The sequence below is a fragment of the Kitasatospora acidiphila genome (assembly GCF_006636205.1).
Lineage (GTDB): Bacteria > Actinomycetota > Actinomycetes > Streptomycetales > Streptomycetaceae > Kitasatospora > Kitasatospora acidiphila.
In genome coordinates this window covers 1,101,816-1,117,665 of record NZ_VIGB01000003.1, presented here as the reverse complement: position 1 = coordinate 1,117,665, position 15,850 = coordinate 1,101,816, and the positions used below count along the sequence as shown (strand labels likewise).

The 15,850-nt window shown below is 70.9% G+C and carries 13 protein-coding genes; 5 read left to right on the top strand and 8 right to left on the bottom strand.

Annotated features, from left to right (window positions below; all coding sequences use genetic code 11):
• The first annotated feature begins 118 nt into the window (after positions 1 to 118).
• On the top strand, positions 119 to 2,164 hold the full coding sequence (locus E6W39_RS05910; protein ID WP_141632608.1) for a transglycosylase domain-containing protein: 2,046 nt from the start codon (positions 119 to 121) through the stop codon (positions 2,162 to 2,164).
• Between the two features lie 69 nt (positions 2,165 to 2,233).
• On the opposite strand, the gene E6W39_RS05905 is transcribed toward E6W39_RS05910, so the two are convergent.
• From E6W39_RS05905 to E6W39_RS05885, 5 genes are all read right to left on the bottom strand, one after another.
• Positions 2,234 to 3,505, bottom strand: coding sequence for a polysaccharide deacetylase family protein (locus E6W39_RS05905; protein ID WP_141632607.1), 1,272 nt, complete (start codon positions 3,503 to 3,505; stop codon positions 2,234 to 2,236).
• 142 nt (positions 3,506 to 3,647) lie between these two features.
• On the bottom strand, positions 3,648 to 4,373 hold the full coding sequence (locus tag E6W39_RS05900; RefSeq protein ID WP_141632606.1) for a TIGR03943 family putative permease subunit: 726 nt from the start codon (positions 4,371 to 4,373) through the stop codon (positions 3,648 to 3,650).
• Entirely contained in the window at positions 4,370 to 5,410 is a 1,041-nt protein-coding gene (locus E6W39_RS05895; protein ID WP_141632605.1) for a permease, read from the bottom strand. The genes E6W39_RS05900 and E6W39_RS05895 overlap by 4 nt, the downstream gene beginning before the upstream one ends.
• Positions 5,411 to 5,706: 296 nt before the next feature.
• On the bottom strand, positions 5,707 to 7,353 hold the full coding sequence (locus tag E6W39_RS05890) for an APC family permease (RefSeq protein ID WP_141632604.1): 1,647 nt from the start codon (positions 7,351 to 7,353) through the stop codon (positions 5,707 to 5,709).
• A 252-nt stretch (positions 7,354 to 7,605) separates the two neighbouring features.
• Entirely contained in the window at positions 7,606 to 8,502 is an 897-nt protein-coding gene (locus E6W39_RS05885; protein ID WP_228717987.1) for a LysR family transcriptional regulator, read from the bottom strand.
• Between the two features lie 163 nt (positions 8,503 to 8,665).
• Between E6W39_RS05885 and E6W39_RS05880 the strand changes: the two genes are divergently transcribed.
• Positions 8,666 to 10,066, top strand: a complete 1,401-nt coding sequence (locus tag E6W39_RS05880) for an MFS transporter (protein ID WP_228717986.1) — start codon at positions 8,666 to 8,668, stop codon at positions 10,064 to 10,066.
• A gap of 98 nt (positions 10,067 to 10,164) precedes the next feature.
• The gene (locus E6W39_RS05875) at positions 10,165 to 11,487 is read left to right on the top strand and encodes a cytochrome P450 (RefSeq protein ID WP_141632602.1); all 1,323 of its coding nucleotides are present in this window, start codon (positions 10,165 to 10,167) and stop codon (positions 11,485 to 11,487) included.
• A gap of 190 nt (positions 11,488 to 11,677) precedes the next feature.
• Here E6W39_RS05875 and E6W39_RS05870 read toward each other — a convergent pair whose 3' ends face one another.
• Together E6W39_RS05870 and E6W39_RS05865 are read right to left on the bottom strand one after the other, a co-directional pair.
• On the bottom strand, positions 11,678 to 12,001 hold the full coding sequence (locus tag E6W39_RS05870; RefSeq protein ID WP_456152131.1) for an AzlD domain-containing protein: 324 nt from the start codon (positions 11,999 to 12,001) through the stop codon (positions 11,678 to 11,680).
• Positions 11,998 to 12,750 (bottom strand): AzlC family ABC transporter permease, encoded by a 753-nt coding sequence (locus E6W39_RS05865; protein ID WP_141632601.1) that lies wholly within the window; start codon positions 12,748 to 12,750, stop codon positions 11,998 to 12,000. The genes E6W39_RS05870 and E6W39_RS05865 overlap by 4 nt, the downstream gene beginning before the upstream one ends.
• Before the next feature lie 54 nt (positions 12,751 to 12,804).
• Between E6W39_RS05865 and E6W39_RS05860 the strand changes: the two genes are divergently transcribed.
• On the top strand, positions 12,805 to 13,389 hold the full coding sequence (locus tag E6W39_RS05860) for a helix-turn-helix domain-containing protein (protein WP_141632600.1): 585 nt from the start codon (positions 12,805 to 12,807) through the stop codon (positions 13,387 to 13,389).
• A gap of 57 nt (positions 13,390 to 13,446) precedes the next feature.
• Here the strand turns inward: E6W39_RS05860 and E6W39_RS05855 are convergent, their stop codons facing one another.
• Positions 13,447 to 14,286 carry an SAM-dependent methyltransferase gene (locus E6W39_RS05855; RefSeq protein WP_141632599.1) on the bottom strand — a complete coding sequence of 280 codons (840 nt, stop codon included), beginning with the start codon at positions 14,284 to 14,286 and terminating at the stop codon, positions 13,447 to 13,449.
• A 546-nt stretch (positions 14,287 to 14,832) separates the two neighbouring features.
• Between E6W39_RS05855 and E6W39_RS05850 the strand changes: the two genes are divergently transcribed.
• Positions 14,833 to 15,816 carry a phosphotransferase family protein gene (locus E6W39_RS05850; RefSeq protein ID WP_141632598.1) on the top strand — a complete coding sequence of 328 codons (984 nt, stop codon included), beginning with the start codon at positions 14,833 to 14,835 and terminating at the stop codon, positions 15,814 to 15,816.
• The last annotated feature ends 34 nt before the right edge of the window (positions 15,817 to 15,850 follow it).

Below are 15,850 nucleotides of genomic sequence, written 5' to 3'. Positions count from 1 at the left end.
CTCAGCGACCGATTTCCGACGATCGAGTGCAACCGGATCACCCTGCCAATGCGTTCATAAGAAAGGAGTTCAATAAGACAGGTTTAGGATCAGACGCGTTCAGAACGTGGGGGGATGCATGCCGGCGACCAGTCGGAGCCTGGCCAGTGGCGGGGGCCTGCTCAGGGCGGCCGGACTGCGGATGCGGCGCCTGACGCTGCTCCGGGTCAGCCCCGCGCTGCGCAAGCGCAAGCGGCGGCCCAAGGGCTACCCACGCCCCGACCGCACCGGGCTGCGCCGCTGGCTGCCGTCCTGGCGGCACCTGCTGCGGATCGCGCTGCTCGGCACCGCCTGCCTGGTCGGCCTGGTGGGCTACGCCTACTCGCAGACCAAGATCCCCACCGACCTCAAGGCCTTCGCCACCCAGCAGAACAACGTCTACTTCTGGGCCGACGGCACCGAGATGGCCCGCACCGGAGAGGTCAACCGGCAGGACATCCCGCTCGCCCAGATCCCCCAGGGCGTGCAGTGGGCGGCGCTCGCCGCCGAGAACGAGAGCTTCTACACCGACCACGGCGTCTCGCCGCGCGGCATGCTCCGCGCCGTCTACAACATGGCCTCCGGCGGGGACACCCAGGGCGGTTCCACCATCACCCAGCAGTATGTGAAGAACGCCTACCTGAACCAGCAGCAGACCATGAGCCGCAAGCTCACCGAGATCTTCATGGCGGTCAAGCTCGACCAGAAGCTGAGCAAGCAGCAGATCCTGGAGGGCTACCTCAACACCAGCTGGTACGGCCGCGGCGCCTACGGCATCGAGCGCGCCGCGCAGGCCTACTACGGAGTGGACGCCTCCCAGCTCAACCCCAGCCAGGGCGCCTTCCTGGCCGCGCTGCTCAAGGGCGCCGGCATGTACGACCCGGCCGGCGGCCCGGAGAACCACCAGCGGGCGGTGGAGCGGTGGAGCTGGATCCTGGACCGGATGGTCGTGATCGGCAAGCTCACCCCGGCCGAGCGCGCCACCTACACCACGTTCCCCGAGCCGCTGGCCCCGCCGAAGCAGGCCGGACTCAGCGGCCAGACCGGCTACCTGGTGGACATGGCCAGGGGGTACGCGACCGCGCACACCGGCATCACCGACGCTCAGTTCGACCTCGGCGGCTACCAGATCTACACCACCTTCGAGAAGCCGAAGGAGCAGGCGCTGACCGCCTCGGTGCAGGCCGCGGCCGGCCGGCTGAAGGCCGACGACCAACTGCGGGTGGGAGCGGCCTCGGTGGCCACCGACGGCCGGGTACTCGCCGTCTACGGCGGCCCCGACTACCTCAAACAGGGCTATGACAACGCCAACGCGGCGATCGTTCCCGTCGGTTCGGCCTTCACACCGTTCGTCTACGCCGCCGCGCTCAGCCAGGGCGTGCAGAAGCAGCTGAACGGCGGCCGCACCCAGGTCTCACCCGGCAGCACCTACAACGGCAACGACCAGGCGCCGATGATGACTCCGGAGGGCCCGTACTGGGACCGCAACGGGAAGATCGTCAAGAGCGTCAACGACGGCGGCAAGTCCTGGGGGACGATCAGCCTGCAACAGGCGGTGGCGCAGTCGGTGAACAGCCCGATGGAGCAACTCGGCCTGGACGTCGGCCTGGACCAGGTCCGGCAGACGGCGGTCGGCCTGGGGCTGCTCCCCGAGAGCATGGGCGCCCAGGTGCCGGCCTTCTCGATCGGCAACTCCACCCCGAGCGCGGTCCGGATGGCCGACGCCTACGGTGCGTTCGACGCCGGCGGCATGCACACCGATCCCTACTCCGTCGTGCGGATCACTCGGGACGGCGCCAAGGTCGGCGTGGCAAGGCCGGCCGCCGCCCGGGTGCTGAGCGCCCCGGTGGCGCAGCAGGTGGACGCGGCGCTGACCGACGCGGTGCAGCACGGCAACGCGCAGGCGGCCCAGCTGCCGGGCCGGCCGGCGGCGGGCAAGACCGGCACCACGCAGGACAACACGGCGGGCTGGTTCGTCGGCTACAGCGGCCAAATCGCGACGGCCGTCTCGGTGTTCCGGCTCGACGCGAAGAGCGTGCAGACCCTGCCGCTGGACGGCCAGGGCGACCCGGCCAAGTCCGCGGCCGCCACCGCGTATCCGCTGGACATCTGGAGCAGCTACCAGAAGAGCCTGCCGACCGAGTGAACTCGGTCGGCAGGCAGGCCGGTTGACGACTCAGGTCACCGAACGACTCAGGTCACAGGGCGGGGCTGGTCACTTGATGAAGGTCGACCAGTCCGGCGCCTGGCCCGGGTCGAGCTGGCGCAACTGGGCGAGCACGTTGGGGTCCTGGGCGTCCAGCCAGTCGGCGAGCTCCTTGAAGGACACGCACTGCACCTGCGGCTTGGTGCAGGCGTTGCGCATCACGTCCTCGACGGCCTTCATGTAGATGCCGCCGTTCCAGGTCTCGAAGTGGTTCCCGATGAACAGCGGTGCCCGGCTGCCGTTGTAGGCGCGCTCGAAGCCGTTCAGGTAGCCGTCCCGGGCGGTCTTCTCCCACTGCGCGTACTTGGACGGATCGCCGTTCGGGTCGCCGCCCGACTGGTTCGCCAGGAAGTTGAAGTCCATCGAGAGGACCTGGAAGTTCTGTCCGGGGTAGGGGAGTTCCTGCAGCGGGAAGTTCCAGATCCCGTTGGTCTTGGCCGGCCAGATCTGGAAGTCGCCGGGGGAGCTGGCGTCGTAGCGCCAGCCGAGCTGCTTCTCCACCGGCAGCAGGGTCTTCTGCCCCTCCAGGCACGGCGCGCGGCCGCCGACCAGCTCCTTCTGGTAGTCGAAGGGCAGCGGCGGGATGTCCTTGTAGCCGGTGTTGGTCTTCCAGTTCTCCACGAAGGAGTAGGCCTGCTGGGTCTCGCTGAGCCAGTCGGCGCTGCTCCAGTCGTTGCCGCCGCCGGATCCGCAGAAGTGGCCGTTGAAGTGGGTGCCGATCTCGTCGCCGTCCGCCCAGGCCTGTCGCAACTGCTCCAGGGTGTCCTTGATGTGCTGGTCGGTCGCGAGGTCGATGGCCGAGGTGCCCACCGGGTGCTGGGGCGGGTGGTAGAGGTAGCGCTTGGAGTTGGGCAGCAGGTAGATGCCGGTCAGGAAGAACGTCATCTGGGCGTTGCTCTCCTTGGCCACCTCGCGGAAGTGCGAGAACAGGTGCTCGTCGCCCTCCAGTCCGCCGTCCCAGGAGAAGACCACGAACTGCGGCGGCTTCTCGCCCGGCTTGAGCTTCTGCGGCACCAACTGCTTGGGCTCCGGGCCGGTTTCGGAGGTCGAGCCGTCGCCGATCACCTTGACCTTGCCGTCCCAGGGCGTCGGAGAGCTCGACGGCGCGCCGACCGGCGGGCTGCTGCTCGCGGTCGCGGCGGCGCCCGGCGAGTCGCTCGGCGCGGTCGCCGTCGCCACCTTGCCGCCACCGCTCGGTGCCATGGGGATGAGCGCGAGTGCGGCGGCGACTCCCATGCCTCCGGTCAGCAGCACGGTCGTACGCCGAGTGGCTTTCACCATCAACCTCGTTCTCGTTTAAGAAGCACGCCGCACACGGCTGGGCCTGGGCTGTGCGACTGGGTGACAAAACATCTGATTTCCCCCATGAAGAGAGACGTGCGCGATGGCCGGATCCGTTGCTCCGCACGGGCGGTGACGATGATCACTCGTAGGGATCGCGCGGCTGGGGAACCGGCACCACCTGGGACGCGTTGAGGGCCGGCACCGCGTCGGACTGGGCGGCGTTCCCGTCGGGTTGCCACACCCCGGTCACCGACACCCAGCTGTTCGCGGGCGGCATCTGCGCGCCCCGGACCTCGACCTTGTAGGTCACCGCGTCGGCCGCGCAGCAGCTGATCACCAGTCGGGTGACGTACCAGCCGCCGCCGCTCTTCGGCGTGACGAAGCCGAGCAGCTTGACCCGGCGGCCGAGCAGCGGCTTGGCGGTGTCCCAGTCGGCCCGCACCTCGAACTCGGCCAGCGGCAGCGGCAGCGGATCGCCGGCGGGCAGCGCCGGGAAGCCGGCCGCAGTGTCCGGCTTCGCCACGGTGTTCCCGGCGTGCTGCGCGGTGTAGGAGCCGAGCGCGGGCGGCGCGACCAGCAGGATGACGACCGCCGGGAGCGCCAACAGCCAGGCGATCCGCGGGCCGTGGGCATGGCTGTGGCCGTGCCCGTCGTCGTGCTCGTCGTCGTGTTCCGCCGGCTGCCGGCCGCGCAGTGCGGCCAGCGCGGTCAGCACGCCGAGCACCACGACCAGCACCCCGGCGGTGATCAGATACGGCCGCAACGCCGCCCGGACGTACCGCAGATAGGTGTCGCTGAACAGCGAGATCCGCAGCACCGCGGACCCCAGCAGCACCAGCAGGATCGCCTGGACCTCGCGCCTCATCGCAGCCACCACCCCGCCACCGCCGAGGCCGCCACCGCGACCGTGAGGGTGGTGGCTGAGAACCGCCAAGCGAAGGACCAGCCGAAGGTGCCGGCCTGCATCGCCACCAGCTTCACGTCCACCATCGGACCGACCACCATGAAGGCCAGCCGGGCCGCGAGCGGAAAGGCCGTCAGACTGGCCGCCACGAACGCGTCCGCCTCCGAGCAGACCGCCAGCACCACCGCCAGCAGCGCCAGCACCAGCACCGAGACGCCCGGCAGCCCCGCGAGGTGGCCGAGCCACTGCCGCGGCACCGCCACGTTCAGCGTGGCCGCGGTGATCCCGCCGATCACCAGGAACCCGGCGGCGTGCAGGAACTCGTGCACGAAGGCGCCCCGGAACGCCGTCCACCGCCCCTCGCCGGCCGGCCGCTCCCGCCGCGCCGAGGGCCGCAGCCACTCGGGCCGCCCGAACCGCGCCCACAGCCAGCCCACCACCACAGCGGTCACCAGCGAGGCGGCGAACCGGGCCAGCACCACCTCCGGGCGGCCGGGAAAGGCGACCGCCGTCGCCGTGAGCACCACCGGGTTGATCGCCGGTGCGGAGAGCAGGAACGCCAGCGCGGCGGCGGGCGCCACCCCGCGCGCCATCAGCCCGTCCGCCACCGGCACCGACGCGCACTCGCACCCCGGCAGCACCGCACCGGCCAGCCCCGCCGCCGGCACCGCGAGCGCCGTCCGCCGGGGCAGCGCCCGCTGCAGGAAGGAGGCCGGCACCAGCGCGGTGATGGCCGCGGACAGCAGCGTGCCCAGGACCAGGAACGGGACCGCCTGCACGCAGATCGCCACGAAGACCGTGGCCCAGGCCTGCACGCCGGGCGCCGTGAACCAGTCGGCCAGCCACTGCCGCCCCGCCATCAGCAGCACCAGGCCGACCACCAGCAGTTCGAGCGACCCGATCCGCCTTCGGCCCGCTCGTGGTGGCCCCGCACCCTCCGCCGGCCCGGCTTGGGCGGGCCGGTCCGCGGTGATGGTGCTCTGGCTCTGCTCCGCCATGACTGTCCGCCGCCCCCTGATATCACCGATCGATATTCATCTTCTGATCGGACGATAAACCGTCAGTTCGACTGGCATGACGGGAGGTGGGTGGCTGGCGCGGTGGACACCCCGCCGGCCGACGCTCCCACGCGCGGCCGACGCCCGGCTGGCCCGGCCCGCGTCCCGATATGCCACTGCCGTCGCGGTCGATGCCTGGACATGCGACCGCCGGCCCGGTCGACGGAGGCAGTGCTCCGTCGGCCGGGCCGGCAGTGTGCGTGTGCGGGCCCGCTGCCTGGCAGCGGGTCCGGGGGTCACGCCTTGGTGAGCTCCGCCTCGTCGGCCGACTCCGCCTCGGCGGCCTCGGCCATCTCGGCCTTCACCTGGTCGAGCGAGGGGTTCGACCAGGCGCTGCGCACGCCCCAGAAGTAGAAGGCCAGGGCGAGCAGCGCGACGACCACCAGGTCCAGCGGCTCCTTCAGGTGGTTGTGGCCGCCGTAGCTCTTGCTGCCCGCCCAGGAGACGCCCGCCATCACCACCAGGTAGGCGATCATCCAGACGCCCGCCTTCAGGTGCGGCTTGAGCACCTCCCACGGCTTGCGCAGCTCGTACCAGGCCCAGACCGGCAGGCCGGCGGCCATCAGCAAGATCACCTTGCCGGTGAGCGGCCACTTGGCCCAGTAGAGCACCAGCGAGCCGAACACCATCGCGACCGGGGCGATCACCGGCATGGCGCGCAGCCGGACCGGCCGCGCCAGCTCGGGGGCGAGCTTGCGCAGCGACATCACGGCGACCGGGCCGGTGATGTAGGAGATCACGGTGGCCACCGAGACGATCGAGGCCAGCGAGCCCCAGCCGCGGAAGACGGCCAGGAAGAGGAACGCGATGAACAGGTTGAGCAGCAGCGCCGGACGCGGCACACCGGTCTTCTTGTCCACCCGGCCGAAGATCGACGGCAGCTGGCCGTTCTCCTGGACACCGTGGATCATGCGCGAGGTGGTCGCGGCGTAGATCATGCCGGTGCCGCTCGGCGAGATGAACGCGTCCGAGTAGAGCAGCAGCGCCAGCCAGTTCAGGCCCCAGGCGGTGGCCAGGTCGGCCAGCGGGGACTTGTAGCTGAGCGAACTCCAGCCGTGCGCCAGGGCGTCGTGCGGCAGCGCGCCGAGGAAGGCGGTCTGCAGGGCCAGGTAGATCACCAGCGCGATCAGGATCGAGCTGATCACCGCCTTGGGCAGCGACTTGCCCGGGTTGCGCGCCTCGCCGGCCAGGTTCAGCGGCGACTGGAAGCCGTTGTAGGCCCAGACGATGCCGGAGGTGGCGACGGCGGTGAAGACCGCGTTCCAGCCGTGCGGGGCGAAGCCGCCCTGGGCGGTCAGGTTGTGCTTGTCGAAGTGCGACAGCAGCAGGGCGCTGGCGGTGAGCACCGGGACGACCACCTTGAACACCGTGATCGCGGTGTTCGTCTTCGCGAAGAGCGTGATGGCGAACCAGTTGAGCACGAAGTAGACGACCAGCAGCACGCTGGCCAGCGCCACACCGCTGGTGGTGAGCTCTTCGCCGTTGTACAGCGCGTGGGCCCAGCCGAAGCTCCACGAACTCATGTACTGCACCGAGGCGGTCGCCTCACCGGGGATCACGGAGACGATCGCGATCCAGTTGGCCCAAGCGGCCAGGTAGCCGGCCAGCGAGCCGTGCGAGTACTGGCCGTAGCGGACCATGCCGCCGGCCTTCGGGAACATCGAGCCGAGCTCGCTGTAGGTCAGCGCGATGACCAGGGCCACCGCCGCACCGATCACCCAGGCGAGCAGAGCCGCCGGGCCGGCCAGCCTGGCAGCGCGCTCGGCGCCGAACAGCCAGCCGGAGCCGATGATCGAACCGAGACCGACGGCGGTCAGGCTGATCGTGCCGAGGGTGCGGCGGTAGTTGTGATGCGAAGCCGTCGTCGGCTCAGGCGCACTCAACGTGTCTAGTCCTCTCTTCCGGGTCGTCCGGCCCGATCGCGGGGCCTGGCGGCCGCCACGGCCTAGGCCAAGGCAATCCGCGGTGCAGACTAGGCCCCGAAATGGGGCATAAACCTCAGAAGAAGCTCAGATCGTTCGATTGTTGTACGTTCGTGTCCGGATTTCGCGATCTTTTGTGTTGCTTCTAACAGGGAAAACGGGATATCTGAGACCGGTGTCACAAGGGGCTGCAAAGCCTTCCGCACGACCCGCTCAGCCGCCGAGCTGCGTGCGCAACGCCGACTGGAAGGCGAGCAGATTCGGGTTCGCGGAGTTGCGGTCCAGCCAGCTCATGGTCACCTTGGCGCGCAGATCGGCGTCCCCGACCTCGACCACGGCCACCTCGCCGCGGTCGGCCTGGGCCCGCACCGAGACCAGTGGCAGCAGCGCGCTGCCCATCCCGGCCGCCACGCAGGCGCCGAGGGTGGCGATGCTCGACACCTCGGCGACCGGTTCCTTCTCGCCCGCGAAGGCGGAGTCGAACATCTCGCGGAAACTGCAGCCCTTCTCGGTGGCGAGGAAGGCCTCCGGGGCGAGCTCCGCCAAGCGGGCCCGGCCGGACCCGGCCAGCGGATGCTCCGGCGGCACGATCACCACCAGCGGCTCCTCGACCAGGGTCTCCGAACGCAGTGCGGGATCGTCAGGCACGCTGCCGAACGCCAGGCAGAGGTCCAGATCTGTCCGGAGCACCCCGCGGTACAACCCGCCGCGGCTGTCCAGCCCGACCCGTACCCGCGCCTGCGGGTACGCCGAGCGGAAGTGCCTGAGCACCGGCGGCAGCAGGTGCTGGCTCACCGCCTCCTGGGCGCCGACCGCCAGCTCCAGGCCGGGCCGGGTGACCGCGAACCTCGCCTCCTCGACCAGCTTGAAGATGCGCTCGGCGTACTCGGACAGCACCACTCCCTCCGGGGTCAGCCGCACCCCGCGCTGCGAACGGTTCAGCAGGCTCACGCCCAGTTCGCGTTCCAGCGATTGGATTTGGTCACTGACGCTTGATTGCGCGTAATGCAGTTCCTTGGCCGCCTGCGTCACGCTGAGCGTCCGCGCGACCGTCTCGAACGCCCTGAGCTGCCTCAACTCCACGAATCCCCGCCCCTCTTGAGTATCCATCGGCTGAACCGATGGCACCCATCGGCTATTCCCGTGGGCACGGCGCCCAATTCGGCTTCCGGCGGCGGTTGAATGGATTGCACCGCCGCCCGGGAAACCGGATGCCAGGCGGTCCGAGCGTTTCTCGAATCCTCCCGAATCCTCTCGATACCAGGAGCACTCCATGGCAACGCAGACGGCGCCACAGCCCGTCGTCGAACCGACCAGTGGGAGCAGGCCGTCCCGCATGCTGCTGATCGGGCTCTCGCTGGGCTACTTCATGGTCCTGCTGGACATGACGATCGTCTCGGTGGCGCTCCCCGCCATCTCCACGTCGCTGCACGTCGGCCTGAGCGGGCTGCAGTGGGTCATCAACGGATACACCATCACCTTCGCCGCGCTGCTGCTCACCGCGGGCTGGCTGTCGGACCGGTTCGGCGGACGCCGCGTCTTCCTCTGGGGGCTGGTCGCGTTCGGGGCGCTGTCCGGTCTGTCCGCCGCCGCCGACGGCCTCACCATGCTGGTGGTGCTGCGGCTGGCGCTGGGCATCCCCGGTGCGCTGCTGCTCCCGTCCTCGCTGGCGGTGATCACCAACGCCTACACCAACCCCGCCGAGCGGGCCCGGGCGGTCGGCTCCTGGGCGGCGATCACGGGCGCGGCGCTGGCCGCCGGCCCGGTGGTGGGCGGTGTGCTCACCGAGACCGTCGGCTGGCGGGCGATCTTCCTGGTCAATGTGCCGCTGGCCCTGATCAGCCTGGTCATCACGGCTCGTCGGGCGCCGGAGACCGCGCGCAAGCCGCGCCGCGGGCTCGACCTGACCGGCCAGCTCAGCAGCATCGTGTCGCTGGCCGCCCTGGTCTATGCCCTGATCGAGGGACCGACCAACGGCTGGAGCGCCGTTGACGTGGTAGTCGCGTTCGCGGTGGCGGTGGTCGCGGCGGTGGTGTTCGTCGCGGCCGAACGGCGTGCCGGGGATGCGGCGATGCTGCCGCCGCGGATGTTCGGCAACCGCGGGTTCTCGGCCGCGCTGGTGGCCGGGCTGCTGGCCAACTTCGGGCTGTCCGGGCTGCTGTTCGTGCTGTCGCTGTTCTTCCAGGACGGCCGCCACTACTCCTCGTTCGGCGCCGGCCTGGCGTTCCTGCCGCTGACCCTGCCCACCGCCATCAACCCGATCTTCACCGGGCGGCTGGTCGGCCGGATCGGACCGCGTCGCCCGGCCACCATCGGCTTCGCCCTGATGGCCGCCGGTGCGCTGCTGCAGGCGCCGTTCACCGGCAACTCGGGCCTGGCTCTGGCGGCCACCGTGGTGGGTCTGGTGCTCTTCGGGTTCGGCGTCTCGTTCGCGATGCCGGCCCTGGTCGCCGGGATGGCCGGCTCGGTTCCGGCCGAGTTCGCCGGCATCGGCGCCGGGACCCTCAACTCGGCTCGCCAGGTGGGTGCTTCGCTCGGCGTCGCGGTGCTCGGCGTGGTGCTCGGCCAGGCCTCCAGTAACCCCGGCGGCACCCGGATCGCGCTGATCATCGCCGGAGTGGCGCTGCTGGCCGGGGTCCTGGTCTCCAGCACCTCGCTGCGCGGGCGCAGCTGAGCGGGCGGCAAGCGGGGCCCCGGACCGCGTGCCGCGCACCGGACGGGGCCCGCCCGCTGACTACCGTGAACCGACCAGCAATCGGAAGGAGGCTCCCGATGAGCATCCCCGGCCCGGAACCCCGACCGGACGGCGGGGCCGGCGCCATCGCGGCGGCGGGCGGACTGCACACCTACCAGCTGTGGCTGCACCGCAGCTACGGACCGGTGGTGCGGTTCCAACTCCCGGGTGCTGACACCGCGGTGTCGATCGCCGACCCGGTGCTTCTGGAGGCCACGGCCCACCTCGACAAGCGGCCAGGGCAGCTGTTCGCCTTCCTCGACCCGCTGTTCGAGTCGGGCAATCCGCAAGTGATGCCGGCCGACGAACACGGGCCCTGGCGCCGCCTGCTGCTCTGGGTGCTCGCCGGACGCCCGTCGCACGAACGGCAGTTCGCCCAGCTCGCCGCGCTGGCGAACGAACTCGCGGACCGCTGGGCCGAGTTGCCCGCAGCCGAGCCCATCGCCCTGCAGCACGAGCTCACCGCGCTGTCGCTCCGGATGATCTGCGAATACGCCCTGGGCGGCGACACCGTGGCACCGGACGGTGTCGTCGCCGCCTTCGAGCAGGTGCTCGCCGACTACCTGGGCCGGCTCTACCAGGTGTCGACTCCGGGCTCCCCGCAGGACCAGGCCGAGCGGACCGAACGGGCCCTCGCCTACCTGCGCGCCACGGTCGACCAGGTGATCGCGGCCCACCGCTCGGGCAGCCGCGCCGAGCGCAGCGATCTGGTCGGCGCCCTACTGGAGGCCGGCGAGCACCCCGCCCGGATCCGCGACACCGTGCTGGCCGTGCTGCTCGCCGCCCACCACACCACCGGGGTCGCGGTCTCCTGGACGCTGCACCTGCTGGGCGGGCATCCCGAGGTCGCCGACCGCGTCGCGGCGGAGCTCGACCGGGTGCTGGGCGACCGCGCGGTGCCCGACTACGCCGACCTGCGCCGGCTGCCGTACCTGGAGATGGTCCTCAAGGAGTCGATGCGGCTCTACCCACCCGGCCCGTACGGCGCCCGGGAGACCACCGAACCGCTGGCGCTCGGCCCGTACCGGATCCCGGCCGGTGCGGTGGTCTTCTATCCGATCTGGGCCGTCCATCTCAACCCGGACGTCTGGCCGGAGCCCGAGCTGTTCCGGCCGGAGCGGTTCACCCCGGAGCGGGTCGCGAGGCGTCCGCGGCTGGCCTGGCTCCCGTTCGGGCTCGGTCCGCGCGCCTGCGAGGGCGCGGCCCTGGCCATGGTCGAGGCCCAACTGCTGCTAGCGGTGCTGCTGCGGCGCTTCCGTTTCCGTCCGGTGCCCGGCCAACTGGTCACCCCCATCGAGCGGTTCGTCCTCTGGGCGGCCGAAGACATCCACCTGACGGCGAGCCCGCGCGGTATCCGATGATGCGTCGAGATGGTTCAGTAAACGCAACACCGCCGTGGAGGCGGCTGCTGCGGCCGACATCCAGATGACCGTGAGCTGCACATGATTTGACGAGTCGTCAATGAAGTGCAGCAGGCGCAGGGTCGCGGTGGCTGCCGCCGCGACGGCCGACAGCCACAGGACCGTGAGCTGCACGCAGGCCGACGACATGTCAGGACACGTGCAACAGGCGCAGGATCGCGGTGGTCGCCGCCGCGGCGATCACCACCACCGGGAACGGCGTCCTGCGGACCGCCAGCACGCCGCCGACCAGCACGCCGGCCGGGCGGGCGAAGCCGCTGAAGCCGTGCCCGGTGGTCAGCCCGGTGGTCGCCACCAGGGAGGCGAGCAGCACGATGGCCGCCGTGCTCAGCAGGTCCTCGGCGCGCTTGGGAAAGGCGAACCGGGCGCGCAGCGCGGGGCCGGCGAAGCGGAAGGCGAAGGTGCCCGCGGAGAGCACCAGCAGGGCGACCATGACGGTCGGGCGGGATGTCACGAGCCGACCTCCTCAGGGCTCGGCGTGTGGTCCTGCTGGGCGTCCCGGGCGTCCCGGGTGCCTCGGGAGCCCCGGGCGTTCCGGCCGGGGCGCAGCTGGAGCGCGACCGCGCACAGGGCCAGCAGCTCGGGCAGCCCGGAGGGCGTGAACGGGGCGCTGACCAGCGCGATGGCGCAGCCGGCGAGGGCGGTGTTGCGCGTCCTCGGGTCCTTCAACGCCGGCAGGATGAGCGCCAGGATCACCGCCGGGAACATCGCGTCCAGGCCGAGCGCGTCGGTGTTGTGCACCAGGTTTCCGGCCAGTGCGCCGACCAGGGCGCCGCCGGGCCAGCAGACCAGCATCCCGAGGCCGCAGGCCCAGTAGGCCGCGCGCTGGCGGGGCAGGTCCGGTTCGGCGAGGGCGAGCACCACGCTCTCGTCGTTCATCAGGTGGGTGGCGAGGAAGCGCCGCCAGCCCGGCTGGAGCACGCCGGGCGGCAGGGCGAGGCCGTACGGCAGATGGCGGGCGTTGACCAGCAGGCCGACCAGCATCGCGGCGATCGGGTTGCCGCCCGCGGCGATGATGCCGACGAACAGGAACTCCGAGGAGGCGGCCAGCACCAGCAGCGCGCTGAGTACCGGAAACCAGAGCGGGAAGCCTTTGGTGACGGTGATCGCGCCGTAGGAGACGCCGATCGCACCCACGGAGAGGCAGACCAGGGCGATCCCGCGCACCAGGCCCGGATCGAGTGTTCGCCAGATCGAACGCATGATGATTATAATGAACATCCAGCAGGACGTTGGTCAAGCCGGGACGGTGGGCAGATGGACGCAGACGGTACGGGCCAGGGCCCGGCGGCCCCGATCGCGCCGATGCAGGTCATCTCGGCCGCGCTGCGCCGCGAGCGGCGCCGCGCCGAGCTGACGCTCAGTGAGGTCGCCCGGCGGGCCGGGGTCTCCAAGTCCACGCTCTCCCAGCTGGAATCCGGCGTGGGCAACCCCAGCCTGGAGACCCTGTGGGCGCTCTGCAACGCACTGGAGATCCCGTTCTCCCGGCTGATCGACCTGCCCACCAGGCGAGTTCGGGTGGTCCGGGCCGGCGACGGCCCCGTGCTCTCCGCCTCGGAGTCGTCCTACCAGGCCACTCTGCTCGCCGCCTGCCCGCCGGCCGCGCGCCGCGACATCTACACCATCGCCGCCGAGCCGGGCAGCCAGCGCACCTCCGATCCGCACATGCCCGGGGCCGTGGAGCATGTCGTCGTCTGCCAAGGGCGGGCGCTGGTCGGCATCGAGGACGAACCGCAGGAACTCCGGCCGGGCGACTACATCGCCTACCCGGCCGACGTGCCGCATGTGTTCCGGGCGCTCGAACCGGGCACCTGGGCCGTCCTGGTCCTGGAGAACGTCTGACCGGTCCAGCCCCCGGTCAGCCGTGCGGACCTTCGATCCTTGCGGGCCTCCAACCGCTCAGCGCAGGAAGGCGACCCCGCCGTAGCAGGAGGCCTCGGCGTCGGTGACCGGATCGCCGTCCGAGTCCGGGTTCGGGCGCCAGCGGGGGGTGGAGACGATGCCGGGCTCCACCAGCTCCCAGCCGTCGAAGAGAGCGGCCATCTCCTCAAGGGTGCGGGCCTGGAGGTCGGTTCCGGAGGACCGGTACACCTGCTCCAGCCGCTGCGCCTCCGCGGCGGCGAAGTCGGGTGTGAGATGGCTGATGGCCAGCGAACTCCCGCTCGGAAGCTGGGACTTGAACGCTTCGGCAATGTCGGCCGCGGTCCGGTCGGGTTTGTCGGCGATGAAGTGCAGCAGCGCGTTCATGCTGAGCCCGATGGGCCGCGAGAAGTCGAGCACCTCGCGCGCTCCGGCGAGCACCTTCTCGGGGTCGCGAACATCCCCCTGCACATACGCGGTGCGGCCCTCGGGGGTGCTGCGCAGCAGTGCTTCGGCGTGGGTGAGGACGATCGGGTCGTTGTCGGCGTAGACGATCCGCGCGGCCGGGTTCACGCCCTGCGCGACCTCGTGCAGGTTCGGCGAGGTGGGAATGCCGGTGCCGATGTCGAGGAACTGGTCGATGCCCTGCTGGGCGAGGAACCGGATCGAGCGGTGCATGAACGCCCGGTTGGCGCGCGCCGCGGCCCTGGCGAACGGGAACACCGCCAACGCCCGGCCGGCAGCCTCCCGGTCGGCCGGGAAGTTGGTGACGCCACCGAGGTAGTAGTCGTACATGCGGGCGGAGTGCGGTATGTGGATGTCGAGATTGATGCTGAACTCGTCGTTCGCCTCGCCCGAGTGGGTATCCTCTGCGGTCATCGCGTCCCCCTGGTTCCGTGCCGGTTCCCGTGTCCTGGTGCCCGTTGACCCCGGGCGGAACCCCGGAGCGGCAACCCATCAGATCATGCCCGGCACCTGGCTGGAAGCGAGCGATCCACCGATTGGTGGGCATCGCAGCCCATCTGGTTCCGAACGGGAGCGACCACCGGCGCGCATGTTCGTCACGCGCCCCAGAAGTGCTACCAGAGCCCGCAGGCACTCCCCACTGACGCGCCGACTCGCCGGCGCCGACCCCGGTGGTTGGGGCTCGCGGGTGCACTAGCAGGCGCGAGTCGGCTGCTGGGTTCGGTGCTGAACTCCGGCCTCGCGGGGCGCAGTCTCCGGGACGGGTTCGCCGCCGCCGAGGGCAGCTGCTGGTGGATCGCGGCGGGCTGTGGTGCGGCCATCGTCGTCCTCGGGTTCGTGACGTCGAGCCGCTGGGCGCGGGGGACAGCGGAGCGGGTGCGCGTGGAGGAGGCACCAACGGCGCGGGATGCGCGGGTGGTTGCCTCGTGACCCCGACCGCCGTGCCGATAGCCTCGCGCCATGGCCATAGATGAGGACAGTGGGCGCGACGGCGATGATTTCGGGGCGCCAGGCTGGGCCGCCACGCGAGCGTGGGTGGAGAAGCGACTCGGCGCTGGGGAGCGCCTGGCGGGCGCCGAGCGGCTGCACGGCGGTTGGACCTCGCAGATGCGCCGCCTGCACATCTCGGGCCCGGACGGCCGACGTGCCCTGGTGCTGCGGTCGTTCGTGAAGCCCTTCTTCGTCCAGCACGCGGATGGCCTGCTGTCACGCGAAGCCGCGGTCCTGCGCCTGCTCGGCGGCGCGGACGTGCCGGCGGCCGCACTCGTGGACGTGGACTCGACTGCGATGCACTGCGACCACCCGTCCCTGCTGATGTCGCTGCTGCCCGGCATCGTCCGCGTGCACGACCGCGGTGCTGACCAGCGTGCCGATCTGCTGGCGGCGCAGTTGCTGCGCATCCATCAGGTCGAGTTCAACACGGAGACGAGGCCACGGACTTGGCAGGCCTGGACGTCGCCGGAGCGGGTGCGGCTGCCCGGGTCCACGGCACGGCCGGACCTCTGGCAGCGGGCCGTCGATGTCATCCGGCAGGATCCGCCCGCCTACCAAGCCTGTTTCCTGCACCGGGACTTCCACCCGGGCAACGTCCTCTTCGAAGGCGACGAGGACGAAGTCCGGATCAGCGGCGTCGTCGACTGGGTGGAGACCTCCTGGGGACCGGCCGACCTGGACGTGGCCCACTGCTCAACAGCTCTGGCGCTGCTCCATGGTGTGCCCATGGGACTGAGCTTCGCGGACCGCTACCTCGCCGCCGGCGGGCGACTCGCCGAGCAGCGCGCGGCGCAGCTGTACTGGCGGCTGATCGACGCCCTGGCGTTCGCCCCCGACGCGGAGAAGGTCGCCGTCCCCTGGCGCGAACTCGGCCGCACTGATCTGACACCCGCCCTCCTGGCCAGCCGACTTGAGGAATACGTCCTGGCCATCTTCGAGCGCTACTCATAGGTTGGACCCGATCGATCCCCGCCAGCCCGGCGGC